This is a genomic window from Bradyrhizobium sp. LMTR 3, from assembly GCF_001693485.1.
GTDB lineage: Bacteria > Pseudomonadota > Alphaproteobacteria > Rhizobiales > Xanthobacteraceae > Bradyrhizobium.
The window spans coordinates 283,744-299,401 of the sequence record NZ_MAXC01000001.1; the positions used below are offsets into that span (position 1 = coordinate 283,744).

The 15,658-nt window shown below is 63.3% G+C and carries 12 protein-coding genes and 1 pseudogene; 7 read left to right on the top strand and 6 right to left on the bottom strand.

Features of this window, described 5'->3' with window-relative positions; all coding sequences use genetic code 11:
- Positions 1–17: 17 nt before the first annotated feature.
- Entirely contained in the window at positions 18–1,859 is a 1,842-nt protein-coding gene (gene ftsH, locus LMTR3_RS01340) for an ATP-dependent zinc metalloprotease FtsH (protein ID WP_065743278.1), read from the bottom strand.
- Positions 1,860–2,190: 331 nt separating this feature from the next.
- On the opposite strand from ftsH, the gene LMTR3_RS01345 reads away from it, so the two are divergent.
- On the top strand, positions 2,191–3,291 hold the full coding sequence (locus tag LMTR3_RS01345) for a S1C family serine protease (RefSeq protein WP_065743279.1): 1,101 nt from the start codon (positions 2,191–2,193) through the stop codon (positions 3,289–3,291).
- A 145-nt stretch (positions 3,292–3,436) separates the two neighbouring features.
- Positions 3,437–5,761, top strand: a complete 2,325-nt coding sequence (locus tag LMTR3_RS01350) for a xanthine dehydrogenase family protein molybdopterin-binding subunit (protein ID WP_065743280.1) — start codon at positions 3,437–3,439, stop codon at positions 5,759–5,761.
- A 172-nt stretch (positions 5,762–5,933) separates the two neighbouring features.
- Here the strand turns inward: LMTR3_RS01350 and LMTR3_RS01355 are convergent, their stop codons facing one another.
- The 3 genes and pseudogenes from LMTR3_RS01355 to LMTR3_RS01365 all read right to left on the bottom strand — a co-directional run bounded on the left by LMTR3_RS01355 (position 5,934) and on the right by LMTR3_RS01365 (position 9,048).
- Entirely contained in the window at positions 5,934–7,130 is a 1,197-nt protein-coding gene (locus LMTR3_RS01355; RefSeq protein ID WP_065743281.1) for an acyl-CoA dehydrogenase family protein, read from the bottom strand.
- Positions 7,131–7,143: 13 nt separating this feature from the next.
- Positions 7,144–8,176: pseudogene (locus LMTR3_RS01360) on the bottom strand (acyl-CoA dehydrogenase family protein).
- Positions 8,177–8,196: 20 nt separating this feature from the next.
- On the bottom strand, positions 8,197–9,048 hold the full coding sequence (locus tag LMTR3_RS01365) for an enoyl-CoA hydratase (protein ID WP_065743282.1): 852 nt from the start codon (positions 9,046–9,048) through the stop codon (positions 8,197–8,199).
- A 162-nt stretch (positions 9,049–9,210) separates the two neighbouring features.
- On the opposite strand from LMTR3_RS01365, the gene LMTR3_RS01370 reads away from it, so the two are divergent.
- From LMTR3_RS01370 to LMTR3_RS01380, 3 genes are read left to right on the top strand one after another with little or no spacing between them, the layout of a single operon-like run.
- Positions 9,211–9,819, top strand: coding sequence for a LemA family protein (locus LMTR3_RS01370; RefSeq protein ID WP_065743283.1), 609 nt, complete (start codon positions 9,211–9,213; stop codon positions 9,817–9,819).
- Between the two features lie 20 nt (positions 9,820–9,839).
- A complete protein-coding gene (locus LMTR3_RS01375) occupies positions 9,840–10,715 on the top strand; it encodes a TPM domain-containing protein (protein ID WP_065743284.1) in 876 nt (291 codons plus the stop codon).
- 2 nt (positions 10,716–10,717) lie between these two features.
- On the top strand, positions 10,718–11,215 hold the full coding sequence (locus LMTR3_RS01380; RefSeq protein WP_065743285.1) for a TPM domain-containing protein: 498 nt from the start codon (positions 10,718–10,720) through the stop codon (positions 11,213–11,215).
- A gap of 418 nt (positions 11,216–11,633) precedes the next feature.
- Here LMTR3_RS01380 and LMTR3_RS01385 read toward each other — a convergent pair whose 3' ends face one another.
- Complete coding sequence (locus LMTR3_RS01385) at positions 11,634–12,443, bottom strand: MBL fold metallo-hydrolase (protein ID WP_065743286.1); 810 nt, start codon at positions 12,441–12,443, stop codon at positions 11,634–11,636.
- The gene (locus tag LMTR3_RS01390; protein WP_065743356.1) at positions 12,440–12,814 is read right to left on the bottom strand and encodes a Crp/Fnr family transcriptional regulator; all 375 of its coding nucleotides are present in this window, start codon (positions 12,812–12,814) and stop codon (positions 12,440–12,442) included. The genes LMTR3_RS01385 and LMTR3_RS01390 overlap by 4 nt, the downstream gene beginning before the upstream one ends.
- A 240-nt stretch (positions 12,815–13,054) precedes the next feature.
- Here LMTR3_RS01390 and LMTR3_RS01395 point away from each other — a divergent pair, with 240 nt between their 5' ends.
- Together LMTR3_RS01395 and LMTR3_RS01400 are read left to right on the top strand one after the other, a co-directional pair.
- On the top strand, positions 13,055–14,047 hold the full coding sequence (locus LMTR3_RS01395) for a hypothetical protein (RefSeq protein ID WP_065743287.1): 993 nt from the start codon (positions 13,055–13,057) through the stop codon (positions 14,045–14,047).
- 90 nt (positions 14,048–14,137) lie between these two features.
- Entirely contained in the window at positions 14,138–15,640 is a 1,503-nt protein-coding gene (locus LMTR3_RS01400; RefSeq protein ID WP_065743288.1) for a hypothetical protein, read from the top strand.
- The last annotated feature ends 18 nt before the right edge of the window (positions 15,641–15,658 follow it).

Genomic DNA, 15,658 nt, shown 5'->3' on the forward strand with positions numbered 1-15,658 from the left:
TACAATTTCCGGCGTGCTTAGATCGCCCGCAGCGCCTCCTTCGGCGTTTCGCGCATCAGCGCTTCGAGGTCGCTCTGCTCCAGGGTTTCCTTCTCCAGCAATTTTTTCGCTGCGCGATCCAGGATCGCACGGCGCGCCTTCAGGATGCCCTGCGCGCGGTCGAACACCCGATCGACAATAGCCCGAACCTCCTCGTCGACTGCCGCAGCAGTTTCGTCGGCATAATCGCGCTCGCGCATGGGGAAGGGACGATCGGCGCCGGCCAGGAAGTTGCCGGGATCGCGCTCATAGGCGACGCCGCCGAGTTTTTCGGACATGCCGTAGCGCGTCACCATGCTGCGGGCGATGTCGGTGACGCGGCGAAGATCGTCAGCGGCGCCGGTGGACAGGTGGCTGAACACGATCAACTCCGCCGCCCGGCCGCCGAGCAGCACCGCCATCTTGTTCTCCAGTTCCTCCTTGGTCATCAGGAAGCGATCCTCGATCGGGCGCTGGATGGTGTAGCCAAGCGCGCCGACGCCGCGCGGGATGATCGACACCTTGTGCACGGGATCGACGCCCGGCAGCGACAGCGCGATCAAGGCGTGACCCATCTCGTGATAGGCAACGATCTCGCGCTCCTTCGGATTGAGCAGCCGGTTTCGCTTCTCCAGCCCCGCGACCATGCGCTCGACCGCGTTGTTGAAATCGGTCATTGCGACGGCAGTGGCGCCGCGCCGTGTCGCCAGCAGCGCGGCTTCGTTGACCAGATTGGCAAGGTCGGCGCCGGTGAAACCGGGCGTCAGTGCAGCGACCGCCTCGGCATCGACGCTGGAGTCGAGCTGCACTTTCTTCATATGAACTTTGAGAATTTCGGTGCGACCCTTCTTGTCGGGACGATCGACCAGCACCTGGCGGTCGAAGCGACCGGCGCGCAGAAGTGCCGGATCGAGAATTTCCGGCCGGTTGGTGGCGGCGAGGATGACGAGGCCGGAGCGTGAATCAAAGCCGTCGAGTTCGACCAGAAGCTGATTGAGCGTTTGCTCCTTCTCGTCGTGGCCGCCCGCAAACGGCCCGATGCCGCGGGCGCGGCCGAGCGCATCGAGTTCGTCGATGAAGATGATGGCAGGCGCTTTCTGATGTGCCTGCTGAAACAGGTCGCGCACCCGCGCCGCGCCGACGCCGACGAACATCTCGACGAATTCCGAACCTGAAATCGAGAAGAACGGCACCTTGGCCTCGCCGGCCACCGCCTTGGCCAGCAGCGTCTTGCCGGTGCCGGGCGGACCGACCAGCAGCACGCCCTTGGGCATGCGCCCTCCGAGCCGTCCGTAGTCGGTCGGATTTTTCAGGAAGTCGACGACCTCGCGCAGTTCGTCTTTGGCTTCGTCGACACCGGCGACATCGGAAAAATTCACGCCGGTATTGGACTCGACATAGATCTTGGCCTTGCTCTTGCCGATCGCCATCAGCCCGCCGCCAAGGCCGCCGCCTTCTGCAGCGCGTTTGGCGATGTACCACCACAGGCCGAAGAACAGGAGCACCGGCATGACCCAGGACAACAGGTCACGCAGGAAAGTGCTCTCGATCTGGCCGGTGAATTTTACGTTGTATTTCTCGAGCTCCTGCGCGGTCTCCTGATCGACGCGCGTGGTGACAAACTGCTTTTGTCCGCCGGACAGCGGCTCCTTCAAGGTGCCCTGCACGGTGCGGTCGGAGATGCCGACGGTCGCGACCTTTCCCTGCTTCAGCAATTGCTGATATTCGCTGTAGGGAATGATGGCGATCTGGCTCGCCGTGGAAACGAAATATTGAATGATGAGGACAGCAAAGATGGCGGCGATCGCATATCCTATATTGAAACGCGTCTTGTTGTTCATCTCGCAACTCCGGACGCCCTGTCGCAGGAAGCCGCATCGGGACCTTTGCCTGATGGCCGTGCCAGGCGCCCGATCAGGACCGGCAGCGCAATGACGGACTACGGCTTTAGAACAATTAGAACGGCAGGATTTGGTTTCAAGCGCAGGCAGCGCTGCTTGCGCGACAAACCGTCATGCATAAATCACGTCAACCGGTCGATTTTTGCCGTATGATTAAGTCTCTGAAAGTTCAGAAACTTTAGTCCGGCAAGGACGTTTGGTGGGTGTGATGCCCGGCCTGCTTACCTTCCGCATCGCGCTTTGCGCGATATCGATATCAAGTGAGTGATCGATGAATCGTCGCTTCGCGCTGTCATTAGCCGCCATCGCAGCCGTACTGGTGGCGCTTACCCTCTCCAATATCCGCTACAGCCCGTGGACCAATACCACCGCCCGAACCGTCGACCAGCGTGGGCCGCTGTCTGATGCCGAGCGTGCGAACATCGAGTTGTTCGAGCGGGTCTCGCCGTCTGTCGTGCAGGTTGCGGCGCGCTCCGCCATGGCTAATCCCTTTGAAGAAGAGGAGGACCCGGCAACCTCGGGCCCGGCAGCCTCCGGCACTGGCTTTGTCTGGGACAGTAGCGGTCATGTGGTCACCAACAATCACGTCGTGCAAAATGGCCGCGAGGTGGCCGTTCGCTTCGCCTCAGGCGAGGTGGCCCAAGCTTCAATCGTCGGCGTTGCACCGAACTACGATCTGGCGGTGCTGCGGATCAGGAATCCGCGCCAGCTACCGCCGCCGGTGGCGCTCGGCAGTTCCAACGACCTCAAGGTAGGCCAAATTGCATTTGCGATCGGCAACCCATTCGGACTAGATCAATCGCTGACGAGCGGAATCATCAGCGCGCTCAAGCGGCGGCTGCCGACCAGCAGCGGTCGCGAGATCGCCAACGTGATCCAGACCGACACCGCGATCAATCCCGGCAATTCCGGTGGCCCCCTTTTGGACTCGGCGGGGCGGTTGATCGGCGTCAACACGGCCATCATCTCGCCCTCCGGCTCCAGCGCCGGTATCGGCTTTGCCATTCCGGCCGATATCGTCAATCGTATCGTGCCCGAACTCATCAAGAATGGTCGGGTACCGACCCCGGGAATCGGCATCGTCGCCGCCGGCGAAGCCGTTGCGACGCGCATGGGCGTCGAAGGGGTGATCGTCGTGCGTACCGCGCCCGGAAGTCCGGCCGAACGGGCTGGCATCCGTGGCGTCGATTTCAACTCGGGCGCGCTCGGCGACGTGATCGTTCAAGCCGATGGTAAGCCGGTTCACCGGCTCTCCGACCTGACCGACCAGATCGAGCAGGTCGGCGCAGGCAAAAGCGTCCGCATCACGTTGAAACGCGGTTCGGAAACGCGCGATGTCAACGTCGATATCGTGGATATCGGCCGCGGCTAATGGTCCCCTCTGAAGGCAGAATCGTACCCCGCTGCGGTGCTTGCGCACGCAGCGCCGGCTCTCTTGTTGCAGCGGGCTGAATAGTTGTCTTGCGGCGAAAAACCGCTAAAACCCCGCTCAATCCGAACAAGCTAAGGACAAACTGATGAACATTCTTCCCGGCAATATGCGTTTCGGTGCGGGCCAGCCGGTCAAGCGTTTGGAAGACCAGAGACTGCTCACCGGGAAGGGGCAGTTCATCGACGACAAGCCCGACGAGGGCGCCCTGTGGCTCTACGTGCTGCGCTCGCCCCATGCCCACGCCAAAATCGTCTCGATCGATACGACTGATGCCGCCGGGATGCCGGGCGTCCACGCGATCTATACCGGCACCGAGCTGATCAAGGACGATGTCGGCACCATTCCGACGCTTGCGATCTTCAAGCGGCCCGATGGATCGCCGATGACGGTACCGCCGCGCCGTCTGCTCGCGCATGAAATCGTGAGGTATGCCGGCGAAGCTGTGGCCGCCGTGGTTGCGACGTCGCGCGTGCTGGCGCAGACCGCGGCCGAAGCGATTGTGGTCGATTACGAGGTGCTGCCCTCGGTGGTCGACCCTGTCGAGGCGGTGAAGCCCGGCGCACCCGTCGTATGGCCCGAGGCGCCGGACAACGTCGTGGCTGCCATGAGCTACGGCGATGCCGCCAAGGTCGAGGAAGCCTTTGCCAAGGCTGCGCATGTGGTCTCGCTCGACCTGGTCAGCCAGCGGCTGGTGCCCTCCGCCATGGAGCCTCGCTCGACGATTGCCGAGATCGAGAAGAAGACCGGCCGATTGATCCTGCACGTGCAGTCGCAAACGCCGGGCTCGACCCGGGACTTGCTCGCGGAATCCATTCTGAAGCGGCCGAAGGACAGCGTCCGCGTGCTGGTCGGCGACATCGGCGGCGGCTTCGGCCAGAAGACCAGCCTCTATCCCGAGGACGGCATCGTTGCTTACGCCGCGACCAAGCTGAACAAGAAGATCCGCTGGCGCGGCGACCGCACCGACGAGTTCGTCGGCGGCACCCATGGCCGCGACCTTACCTCGACCGGCGAATTCGCGCTCGACGCCAAGGGCCGCGTGCTCGCTTACCGCGTGCGTTCGATCGGAGGCACCGGCGCGTACTCGTCGGGGACCGCGAATATCATTCCGCTGGTGCTCGGGCCCTTCGTGCAGACCGGCGTCTACGATCTGCCGCTGGTGCATTTCGAAGTGAAATCGGTGATGACCCACACCGCACCGGTCGGCGCCTATCGCGGCGCCGGGCGGCCGGAAGCGGTGTTCATCGTCGAGCGGCTGATGGATGCCGCCGCGCGTCAGATCGGAATCGACCCGCGTACCATCCGCAAGCTGAACTACATCAAGCCGGCGCAACTGCCCTACACCAATGCGGTCGGGCAGGTGTACGACTCCGGCGCCTTCGCGCACATGCTGTCGCGCGCCTCCGAGCTTTCGGACTGGGACGGCTTTAACGCGCGCAGGAAGGCGGCGAAGAAGAAGGGCCTGCTCTACGGTCGCGGCCTTACCAGCTATATCGAATGGACTGGCGGGCGCGCGCATACCGAAAAGGTCAGCCTGCACGCGACCGCGGAAGGCCGCATTATCCTGCATTCCGGCACCATGGCGATGGGGCAGGGCCTGCAGACCACCTACAGCCAGATGGTGTCGAATACGCTCGGAATTCCCATGGACAAGATCGACGTCGTGCAGGGCGATACCGATCTCGCCACCGGCTTCGGCAGCGTCGGTTCGCGCTCGCTGTTTGTCGGCGGCACGGCAGTTGCGGTTTCGACGAACGACATGATCCAGAAGGCGCGCGAGAAGGCCTCGAACGTGCTGGAAACGTCCATCGAGGATATCGAATACCGCGACGGCTGGCTGACGGTGGTCGGCACCGACAAGCGCATCGGCCTGTTCGAGATCGCGAAGAACGAAGATGGCGCGCGGCTCTCCGTCGATTCCGAAGGCGAAGTCGACGGCCCGAGCTGGCCGAACGGCACTCACATTTGCGAAGTCGAGATCGATCCGGAAACCGGCGTCAGCAAGGTGGTGCGTTACACCACGGTGGACGACGTCGGCATTGCCGTCAACCCGATGCTGGTGACCGGCCAGGTGCACGGCGGCGTCGCCCAAGGCATCGGGCAGGCGCTCTATGAGGGCGTCGCCTACAGCGAGGAAGGGCAGCTATTGACCGCGAGTTACCAGGACTACTGCGTGCCGCGCGCCGACGACATTCCGCCGATCGCGGTGGCGCTGGATGATTCCGCGCCGTGCCGTACCAACCCGCTCGGCGCCAAGGGCTGCGGCGAATCCGGCGCCATCGGCGGCCCGCCCTGCGTCACCAACGGCGTGATGGATGCATTGAGCGAGCTCGGCATCAAGCAGCTCAACACGCCGCTGACGCCGGCGAAGGTCTGGCAGGCGATAAGGGATGCGAGGGCGGCGGGTTAAAGATCGCGCGTTCTTCTTACCCTCCCCTGGAGGGGGAGGGTCGACGCGAAGCGGCGGGGTGGGGTGACGGTCTCTCCACATCCAACAGTGCCCGAGTGGAGAGATCACCCCGCCCCGTCACGCATCTTGCGATGCGTGCCGACCCTCCCCCTCCAGGGGAGGGTATTCGTGCCTACAGCCCCAATACCATCTTCGCGACGATATCGCGCTGGATCTCCGACGAGCCGCCGAAGATCGTGTACGCCCGGCCGTTCAGATATTCCGGAACGACGGGCAGCAACTCCTCGGGGATTCCCGACGCCTCGTTGAGCCGGTACAGCGGCCGCATTGGCTCGACATAGAGCCCGTCATTGCCGGTCACGTCGACGCCGAGCCGCGTCACCGCCTGGCGGATTTCGCTGACGCGCAGTTTTAACAGCGACGACACCGCGCCGGGATTTTGCCCGGTCTGCAGGGCCGACAGCACGCGCAATTCCGTCATCTCGAGCGCGTCGATATCGACCTCGATCTCCGACATCCGCACCGCGATGTCGGGATCGTCGATGGCGCGGCCGGTCGCGTCAGATTCGGCAAGCTCGGAAACCGTTTTCAGCGCATCGCGCAACTTGGCCGAGGCGATGCCGGAGCCGCGCTCGAACTCGAGCAGATACTTGCCGTAGGTCCAGCCCTTGCCTTCCTCGCCGACCCGGTTGGCGACGGGCACGCGCACGTCGTCGAAAAACACCTGGTTGACTTCGTGGTCTCCGCCGATGGTCAGGATCGGCCGCGTCGTAATGCCCGGGGTCTTCATGTCGATCAGGATGAAGGAGATGCCGTCCTGCTGCCGCTCGGTCTCGTTGGTGCGCACCAGCGCGAACATCCGGTTGGCGTGGTGGGCGTGCGTGGTCCAGATCTTGGTGCCGTTGATGACGTAGTCGTCGCCGTCGCGCAGGGCGCGGGTCTTCAGCGAAGCGAGGTCGGAGCCGGAGCCCGGCTCGGAATAGCCCTGGCACCAGTAATCCTCGCCCGAGAGAATCCGCGGCAGATAAAAATTCTTCTGCTCGGGCGAGCCGAAGCCGATGATGACCGGGCCGACCATCTTGACGCCCATCACGTTCACATTGGGCACGCCGGCGCGGGCGCATTCGGCCTCAAAAATCCAGCGTTGCGCCGGCGTCCAGCCCGGCCCGCCATGGTCCACCGGCCAGCCCGGCGCGCCCCAACCCTTCCTGTGCAGCGCGCGCTGCCAGGCCATGCCGATATCAGGATCGGAGAACACCGAGGGCGTCAGCGCGGTGGCGCGCTTCATCTCCGGCGTAAGGTTGGCCGCGATGAAGTCGCGCACTTCCTGTTCGAAGGCGCGCTCCTCGGCGCTGAAGGTGAGATCCATGGGTATGTTCCTTTCAGGCCTCAACGCCACGGCCACCGAGGGCGGCGTGACGGCGATAATGATGGGCGCTGCCGCCGAACAGCGTCTCGAAGGCGAGCAGCCGCTTGAAGTAGGAGCCGATGTCCAGCTCTTCGGTAACGCCCATCGCGCCGTGAAGCTGCACCGATTGTTCGGCAACGAAGCGCGCGCATTTACCGATCTTGGCTTTGGCGCCCGAGGCAGCGCGGCTGCGCGCGACCGGTTCGGCATCGGCCATCAGTGCTGCGCGCAGAGCCATCGAGCGCGCCTCGTCGCATTGCATCGCCATGTCGGCGAGGCGATGGCGGATCACCTGGTTGGCAGAGAGCGGCCGGCCGAACTGCTTTCGCATCTTCGTGTATTCCAGTGTCTGGTCGAGCAGCGTCTGCATGATGCCGACGGCCTCGGCACCGAGCGCAGCCATGGCCGCCGCCACCCAGCCGCGGGAAATCATGTGAGGTGAGGCCGGCCGCACCTTGCGGCACCATGAACAAGCCGATCTTGCCGCCATCGATGCGCGCCGAGACGATGATATGCCCAGCGGCGTTGCCGTCGAGCACGGCGGTCTTCTGTCCGTCGATACGCCAGCCGTCAGATGTTCTCTTCGCTGTCGTAGCCACCTTGGCGAGATCGTAGCGCGCCTGTCGTTCGGAATGCGCGAATGCCAGAATCAGTGAACCATCGGCAATTTTCGGCAATAGCGCCTGCTTCTGCGTTTCCGTGCCGCACTCCGAGATCAGCGAAGCGCCGATGACGACGGTGGAGAGATAAGGTTCGGAGACAAGGCCGCGCCCGAACGCTTCCATCAGGATACCGATCTCGATCGCGCCGCCACCGAGGCCGCCATGGGCCTCCGGGATCGGCAGCGCCAGCCAGCCGAGATCGGCGAACTGCTTCCAGATATCCATGCTGAAGCCGAGCGGGTCGTTCGCGATGCTGCGGCGGTGATCGGCGGTGTAAGTCTCCTTGACGAAGCGGTCGACACTCTCGCGCAGCAATCGCTGCTCGTCGCTTAAAGTGAGGTCCATCGGATTGTTTTGCCTTTTTCTTAGCTGGCCTGCGCCGGTTTCCGGACGGACGGGTGAAGACCTGAGGGATCGACGATCATTCCGAATTCCTGAAGATTGTGTGCGTGGCAGAGCTGATGCAGCGCGAACGCCTGTTCGATGGCCGCGGGCTGTCCCATCACATCGACCGAGCGATTGACGGCTTCCTTGGTCAGCTTCAGCGCGAAGGAAGGTTTTGCCGCGATCCTTTCAGCAAGCTTCATCACGAAGGGGGAAAGCTCGTCTCGCGGCACCACGTGGTTGACCATGCCGAGCCGGTGGGCTTCCTGCGCACTCCAGACGTCGGCGGTGAACAGCAATTCCTTGGCCTTGCGCGGGCCCAGCTCCCAGGGATGCACGAACCATTCGACGCCGCAGACGCCCATGGTGACCACGGGATCGCAGAACTCGGCGTCATCGCTTGCGACGATGAGGTCGCAGGCCCACGCCAGCATCAATCCGCCGGCGATGCATTTGCCATGCACGTCGGCAATCGTCGGCTTTGCGAGGTTACGCCAGCGCCGTGTGATCTGCAGATAGATTTCCTGCTCGCGCGCAAAGCGGCCGTGGGCGTTGGGTTCGGCGAACCCGCCCCAATTTCCAACCGGCGGAAAATCCACGCCCGCAGCATTCTTAGCCCCGGGGCGCAGGTCATGCCCTGACGAAAAATGCGGGCCGTTGCCGGCGAGAACGATGACCTTGACCGCGTCGTCCTGCACCGCCTGGTCGAAGGCGGTGTTGAGGTCGTAGGTCATCTGCAGGTTCTGCGCGTTGCGCGCCTCGGGCCGGTTCATCACGATCCGCGCGATGCGCGGCTCCGGCCGCTCCACGACGATGGTTTCGAAAGCGGTCAATCGGCCCTCCCTCAATTATTATTATCGGGCCATGTTGTTATTTCGGCGAATGATAGGCAAGGGCCATCGGGCTGCAAAATGAACCTGAGCAGGCTCGCGCCTTGCATGCCAGACGCAACCAATCAGATGGGTTGGCGTTGAACTTTCCTTTGGGAGAGTTCGATGCGCAGAATTTGGACCGTACTGGCGGCGCTGGCGACGCTGAGTCTAACCAATTGCGGCTACAACGCCATCCAGACCAATGACGAGCGGGTCAAGTCGGGTTGGTCAGAAGTGGTCAACCAGTATCAGCGCCGCGCCGATCTGGTGCCCAACTTGGTCAATTCCGTAAAAGGCTTTGCGCAGCAGGAAAAAGATGTGCTGCTCGGCGTCACCAATGCCCGCGCCAAGGTCGGCAGCATCCAGGCCACGCCAGAGGTGCTGAACGATCCCGCCGCGTTCCAGAAATTCCAGTCCGCCCAAAGCGAACTCACGAGCGCGCTGTCGCGGCTGTTGGTCGTCACGGAAAATTATCCGCAGCTCAAGTCGGATGCGCTGTTTCGCGATTTGATGGCGCAGCTCGAAGGCACCGAGAACCGCATCACGGTGGCGCGCAACCGCTACATCAAGGCGGTGCAGGACTATAACGTCGGCATCCGCACCTTCCCGAACAATCTCACGGCGATGGCGTTCGGCTACCAGGAAAAGCCGAATTTTGCGGTCGAGAACGAGAAGGCGATCTCGACGGCGCCTAAGGTGGACTTCAACCCGACGCCGGCGCCCGCCAAGTAGCGGCTGAAAAGGCCACTGCGATGAACGCTGCGAGAGCGTCCCTTCTTGCGCTACTGCTGTGCTGGGCTGCTTCAGCGCTGGCGCTCGTCGCGGTGCCGCCCTTGAGCGGGAGGGTCGTCGACCAGACCGGCACGCTCACTGCGGGCGACGTCGCTTCGCTGACGCAGCAGCTTGGGGATCTCGAGGCGCGAAAGGGCAGCCAGATCGCGGTGCTGATCGTGCCGACGACGGACGGCGAGGCCATCGAGCAATTCGCGCTCCGCGTCGCGGAAGCCTGGATGATCGGCCGCAAGAAGATCGACGACGGCGCGCTCCTCGTGATCGCCAAGAACGATCGCCGCTTGCGGATCGAGGTCGGTTACGGCCTCGAGGGCGCGCTGACCGACGCCACCACCAAGCGCATCATCGACGAGGACATCACGCCAAAACTCAAGAGCGGCGATTTCGCCGGCGGTGTTTCGGCTGGCGTTATCAGGATGATCGCGGTCGCCAATGGCGAGAAACTGCCGGAGCCGGAGCCGCCACACTGGCAAAGTCCCGGCCTGTCCAACTATGTCGACCCGTTCAATCCATTTATCCTCGTCTTCGTTTTCATTGTCGGCGGGGTGCTGAGGGCGGTGCTTGGCCGATTCATCGGCGCGGCGGCCACCGGCGGCATCGTAGGCGTCTTCGGCTGGTTCGTTGTGGGATCGCTCGCAGTAGCGGTTCTCATCGGCTTTATCGCGTTCGTCGTGAGTTTCCTCGTCCAGAACATGGGTTCGATGGGCCCAAGCGTGGGACGCCGCGGTAAAGACAGTGGATGGGTCGGTGGCAGCGGCGGTAGCAGCTCCAGCGACAGCGGGTTCCGCGGTGGCGGTGGCAGCTTTGGCGGCGGCGGTGCATCGGGGAGCTGGTAGACATGAGCATCGGGCGTATCATCAGGCATCTTCTCCAGCATCATTGGCGCCGCCGCCGCGATTTCCCGCCCGCCGTCTTGGCGAGGATCGAACAGGCGATCAAAGCGGGCGAGGCAACTCATTCCGGGCAGGTCCGTTTCGTGGTCGAAGGCGCGCTCGACGGCGCGCCGCTGTTTCGCAACCAGCCGGCGCGTGAGCGGGCGCTGGACGTCTTTTCGCATTTGCGGATATGGGATACCGCCGACAATAACGGCGTGCTGATCTATCTCTTGCTCGCCGATCACGACGTCGAGATCGTCGCCGACCGCGGCATCAACGCCAAGGTCGGCGCTGAGGAGTGGGAGAAAATCTGCCGGCAGATCGAAACCGATTTCCGCGCCGGGCATTTCGAGCGGGGCGTGATCAGTGGCGTCCAGGCGGTGTCGCGCGAACTGGCGGCGCATTTTCCGAAGGCGGGCGGCGGGATGAACGAACTGCCGGATACGCCGGTGGTGCTGTAACTCGCTACCGCTGCCCTAAACCCTTGGATAGTTGGCGCCATCCGTTTCCATAGTGGGAGGCTACCTTTGGACGGGTTGGCCATACCTGCATGCAATGGCATCAGCCGGCGCTGGGTGTTACCGATAATGCAGCAAGCGGAATGCAAAGCAACGGAACCGGACCTGCGAGCCGGCAGTTGCAAGACAAGGTCGGCGGCGTAACGCCCGCCGGCCTTTTTCTTGAGTGGTGAGTGAACTGCTCGACATTGTGCGATTCAAGGGGCGCGGCGGCCGGCTGCTTCAGCAATGGGCCTTCCCTCGCCGCGTCAAGCGATAGCGACAAAGCAATTCATTCTTTCCGGGGCGGCGCGCAATGGATTGCTTCCGCCTTCGCTCTTTGAGCTATGGCGGACAAGTCGCTGGCGCTTGCAATGACGGGTCAGTCGTCGAGCTTGTTGAGGTCGCGCACCGACTGCATGACCGGCTCGAAATTCGCTCGCGCATCCAGCGCGTCGAATAATTGCGCGGTGTCCGACAACAATCCATGCGAGCGCTGGATCGCGATCCGCACGTCCTCCTGCGGCGTATCGGACAGCCGTCCGTGGCCCGACAGCAGGATCTTCGAGTTCAGGCCCTTCAGCCGCTCCAGCGACTGGATGTAGTCGGCAATGCTGCCGGAACCGAACACGCCGCCCATCACGCCGCCGGGCATCAGCGTATCGGAGGCGAACAACAGTCCCTTGTCCTGGTCGAACAGCGTGATGCAGGCCGAGGTGTGGCCTGGCGTGTGCATCACGTTGAGGCGGAAATTGCCGAGGTCGATCAGATTGCCTTCCTCGAGCCAGAGATCGATGTTGATCGGCACGTTCGGCTCGTTGAACATCTTGCGCAGCATTGAGAAGTCGTCGCGCAGCATGATTTTGTTGGCGGCGAGCCTGTGCGCGGCGATGAAGGCGCGGCCGTGGAAATGATAGGCCGCGCCGATGTGGTCGAGATGCTCGTGGCTCAGCACCACCATATCGACATCGTCGGGCTTCACCCCGATGTGATCGAGGGACGTCAGCAGGTGCGGATAGTTCGAGGACAGCCCGACATCGATCAGGATGGTGCGCGAGCTTCCGCGCACCAGATAGGCGTTCGCCCCACGGTTCTTGAAACGGACCTGATAGACGTCTTCGGCAGCCTGGATCAGCGTACAGACGTCGCCCTCGAGCAGCGTCTTGAACGGGCTTGGTCTGCGCTCGCTCATGAACCGCCCGCGGCTCGGAAGGCGACCGTGTTGGAGGCCCGCAGGCGCTTGCTGAGCGCATCCATGATCATCAGCGCAAAGGCAGGCTGCTGGCTCACCAGGTAGACGAAGCGGGCGTGATTTATGCGCATCACGCGGGTGTGTGGGGTGGCCGCAATGGCGGTTGCCGAACGCGCCGAGCCGTCGATGACCGCCATCTCGCCGAAGAACTCGCCCTTGCCGAGCGTGACGATCACGGTCTTGCTGGCGCCGTTCATCTTGGCGATCTCGACCTTGCCGTCGAGCACGACGAACAGTTCCCGCCCGGTCGAGCCTTCCTCAAAAATGACGTCATCTACATCAAACTCGTTGATGCATTTCTCGATGGTCATGGTGGCCCCCTGCCTTTCTGGCTGGTCGGTTGCGTCCATGTTAGTCGGGAAAAGAGCCGGCGCAAACGGAACCACGGATGCCGCAGGGCAGCATGGGAGAGGCTGGACCGGGATGGCTGACGTGTATCAGGCCAAAACCGGACCGGATGAGTTCCTAAAATTTCGGTAAGGCGCGAGCCGGTAACGATTTGGCAAGCAATAAAAGTTACCAAATGGTCAATCAATTCTGGAGAATCCAACGTGAGCGATCAGCAGTCCCAGCCCAGCAGCGGTGAAACCGGAACCCTTGGTGCCGGGCCAGCCGCGCCTGACAAGCCGGCGCCGAGCGAGCCGGTAACCGCCGCGGCTGAGGTCGAGCCCGTGAGACTGGCGCCCGAGCAGGAAGAGACCGCCCCGAAGCCAGACGCGCCCAAGGTGGACGCCGTCAACATGGAAGCGCCAAAGGTCGAGGCGCCAAAGGTTGATGCTCCCAAGATCGACGCCGTAAAGCCGGAAGCGCCGCGCTTCCCCGGCAATGTGACAATCATGTCGCCTGGCGACCGCGTCGGCACTGAGACGAAGGCTGCGCCGTCGGAGGCATCGTCCGGCAAGCGCAGGATCGGGGCCATGGCCGCCGTCGTGGCGCTGGCAACGGTGGCGGGGGCGCTCGGTGGCGCCCTGGCGACCACAGGCGTTGGAAAGTTGATGGCCGGAGATTCGACCCAGGCGTCGGCGAAGGACAGCGCCCTCGAAGCCTCGGTGGCGCGGCTCGATGCCGAGATCGGTGCACTGAAGGCGAGCCTGGAGCAGACGTCCAAGACGACGACAGGCCAGTTCAACAAGGCCAGCGATCGCCTCGACAAGGTTGAAAAGGCCCAGGCCGAGCCCGCCGCCAAACTCGCCAAGCTCAGCGAGACCGTCGACAAGCTCCGCGCCACCCAGGCCTCCGCAACGACCGCTGCGGCCGCGCCGGCCCCTGCAAAGGACGTGACCGGCTCGGTGCCGCAGCAGGTTGCGGCCGCAGCGCCAGCACCCGCGGCTCCGCCCAAGCCTGAAGTCGCCCGGCTGCCGACCGTCGAAGGCTGGGTATTGCGCGATGTCGGCAATGGCAGCGCGCTGATCGAGAGCCGCCGCGGCATGTATGAGGTCTATGCCGGCGACCCCGTGCCCGGTCTCGGCCGGGTCGACGCCATTCGCAAGCAGGACGGCCGCTGGGTGGTCGTGACCAGCAAGGGCCTGATCGTCGCGCGATAACGGCACGACAAACGAGCAGCAAGGCGCTTCACGGCGATGTGAAGCGCCTTTTTTCTTGAATAGACCTCTTTGCGCGGTGTTAGTTGCGACATGAGCCGCGCGCCACGATTTCTCGCCATCTTGTTTGCTCTGCTGTGTGGCGTTTCGTCGGCGCATGCGGCACAAGATGCTGCGCTTGAGCGCGGTGCCGCCATCACCGATCCCGCGACGTTGCGCGAACTCGATGGCGGAAAATTTCGCCTGGACCGCATGCTGGTGCCGGAGCGGTCGGCGGATACACCGCTTGCCAACAGCGAGTTGTTCGCCTTGCCATCGATGGCGGCGGTCCGGCAGGCGATCGACGGCGAGTTCGATCGCTATATCGCGCGGCATCACGCGAGCCTGCCGAAGGAGACGATCGGCGTCGGCGAGGGCTTTGATTTCCAATTGTTCGACCGCACGCTGCTCTATTCGCAAGAGACGCGGTTCGTGCTGGCCGGCATTGTCAATCGCATGGACCGCACTTTCACCGCGGAAGCAAGTTGTGGCGAGATACGCCTGATTTACCGCCTGACGCGGATCAACAAGGCGGCGGGTGACGATGCGGTGCCGCCGCGGCTGCCGATGACGCTGAACCTCGTGCTGAAGGCAAGAGGCGAGGGGGCGGCGATCGCATGTTCCGAAATTGCCAAGCGCTGGCTCGGCGGAGAGCCGTCGGCTAGCGACGGCCCGCTCGATCTGATCGACTATCAGAATATCGACCGCATCGAGACCAATCTCCAGATCGCGCACGCGCCGAAATCCTCGGTCCGCGAATTCCGTACCGATTATCTGCTGAAGGTGTTTCGCTACGACCGGCAAGCGCGGGCGTTCGTGGAATCGCCGATGGAGAACCAGATCGACCGTGCGCGCCTTCTGGCGGACGATGGCCTCAAGCGCGAGTTCAGGGCATGGCTGCTCGATCCCGTCAATCTCGTCGCGTTCGATCGTGGCACCGTGCTGATCCCGGAAAAATTCCTCGCGCATGGCGCGATCGCGCCAACGCCGGTGGGATTCGATCCGTCGGACCTGGAGCCGGAATTCGGGCTGGTGCAGGGAGAGGGCGCCGTGTTCAGCGACGCTGACGTGGTGGCGGCGCTAAGGAGAGCCACGGAAGGCGGCGCGAAGCTGCACAATATCCGCTCGCTTGCCGGGTTCGAACGACGCCTCAACGACGTGACCTGTTCCGGCTGCCATCAGACGCGCGGCATCGGTGGTTTTCATTTCCCCGGCGTCGACTGGATGGCTCACAAGCCTTCGAATACAACCGTCGTGCCGGCATCGCCGCATTTCTTCGGTGACCAGATCCGCCGCCGCGATATTCTTGAAAGCCTGCGCGACGGCAAGCCGCCGGACTATTCGCGCGGATTTGCCAGCCGTCCGCAGTTGCGCGGCAGCACCGAACTCGCCGGCAGCAACTATTACGACGGCTGGGGCGCGCATTGCTATGTGCAGGGCAAGCCGTCCGCCAACAATGACACGAGTTTCCGCGACTGGACCTGCGCCGAAGGGCTGACCTGTCAAGCCGCCGGCAAGATCTCGCGCATCGGCATGTGCTTCGTCAAAAGCCGCTAGTCTAGCGATACGCAAGGT

Coding starts and splice junctions, on each gene's coding strand:
- LMTR3_RS01385 (WP_065743286.1), bottom strand. CDS start 12,443: ATGAGCGAGCGCAGACCAAGCCCGTTCAAGACGCTGCTCGAGGGCGAC.
- LMTR3_RS01350 (WP_065743280.1), top strand. CDS start 3,437: ATGAACATTCTTCCCGGCAATATGCGTTTCGGTGCGGGCCAGCCGGTC.
- LMTR3_RS01355 (WP_065743281.1), bottom strand. CDS start 7,130: ATGGATCTCACCTTCAGCGCCGAGGAGCGCGCCTTCGAACAGGAAGTG.
- LMTR3_RS01390 (WP_065743356.1), bottom strand. CDS start 12,814: ATGACCATCGAGAAATGCATCAACGAGTTTGATGTAGATGACGTCATT.
- ftsH (WP_065743278.1), bottom strand. CDS start 1,859: ATGAACAACAAGACGCGTTTCAATATAGGATATGCGATCGCCGCCATC.
- LMTR3_RS01375 (WP_065743284.1), top strand. CDS start 9,840: ATGAACGCTGCGAGAGCGTCCCTTCTTGCGCTACTGCTGTGCTGGGCT.
- LMTR3_RS01400 (WP_065743288.1), top strand. CDS start 14,138: ATGAGCCGCGCGCCACGATTTCTCGCCATCTTGTTTGCTCTGCTGTGT.
- LMTR3_RS01370 (WP_065743283.1), top strand. CDS start 9,211: ATGCGCAGAATTTGGACCGTACTGGCGGCGCTGGCGACGCTGAGTCTA.
- LMTR3_RS01380 (WP_065743285.1), top strand. CDS start 10,718: ATGAGCATCGGGCGTATCATCAGGCATCTTCTCCAGCATCATTGGCGC.
- LMTR3_RS01345 (WP_065743279.1), top strand. CDS start 2,191: ATGAATCGTCGCTTCGCGCTGTCATTAGCCGCCATCGCAGCCGTACTG.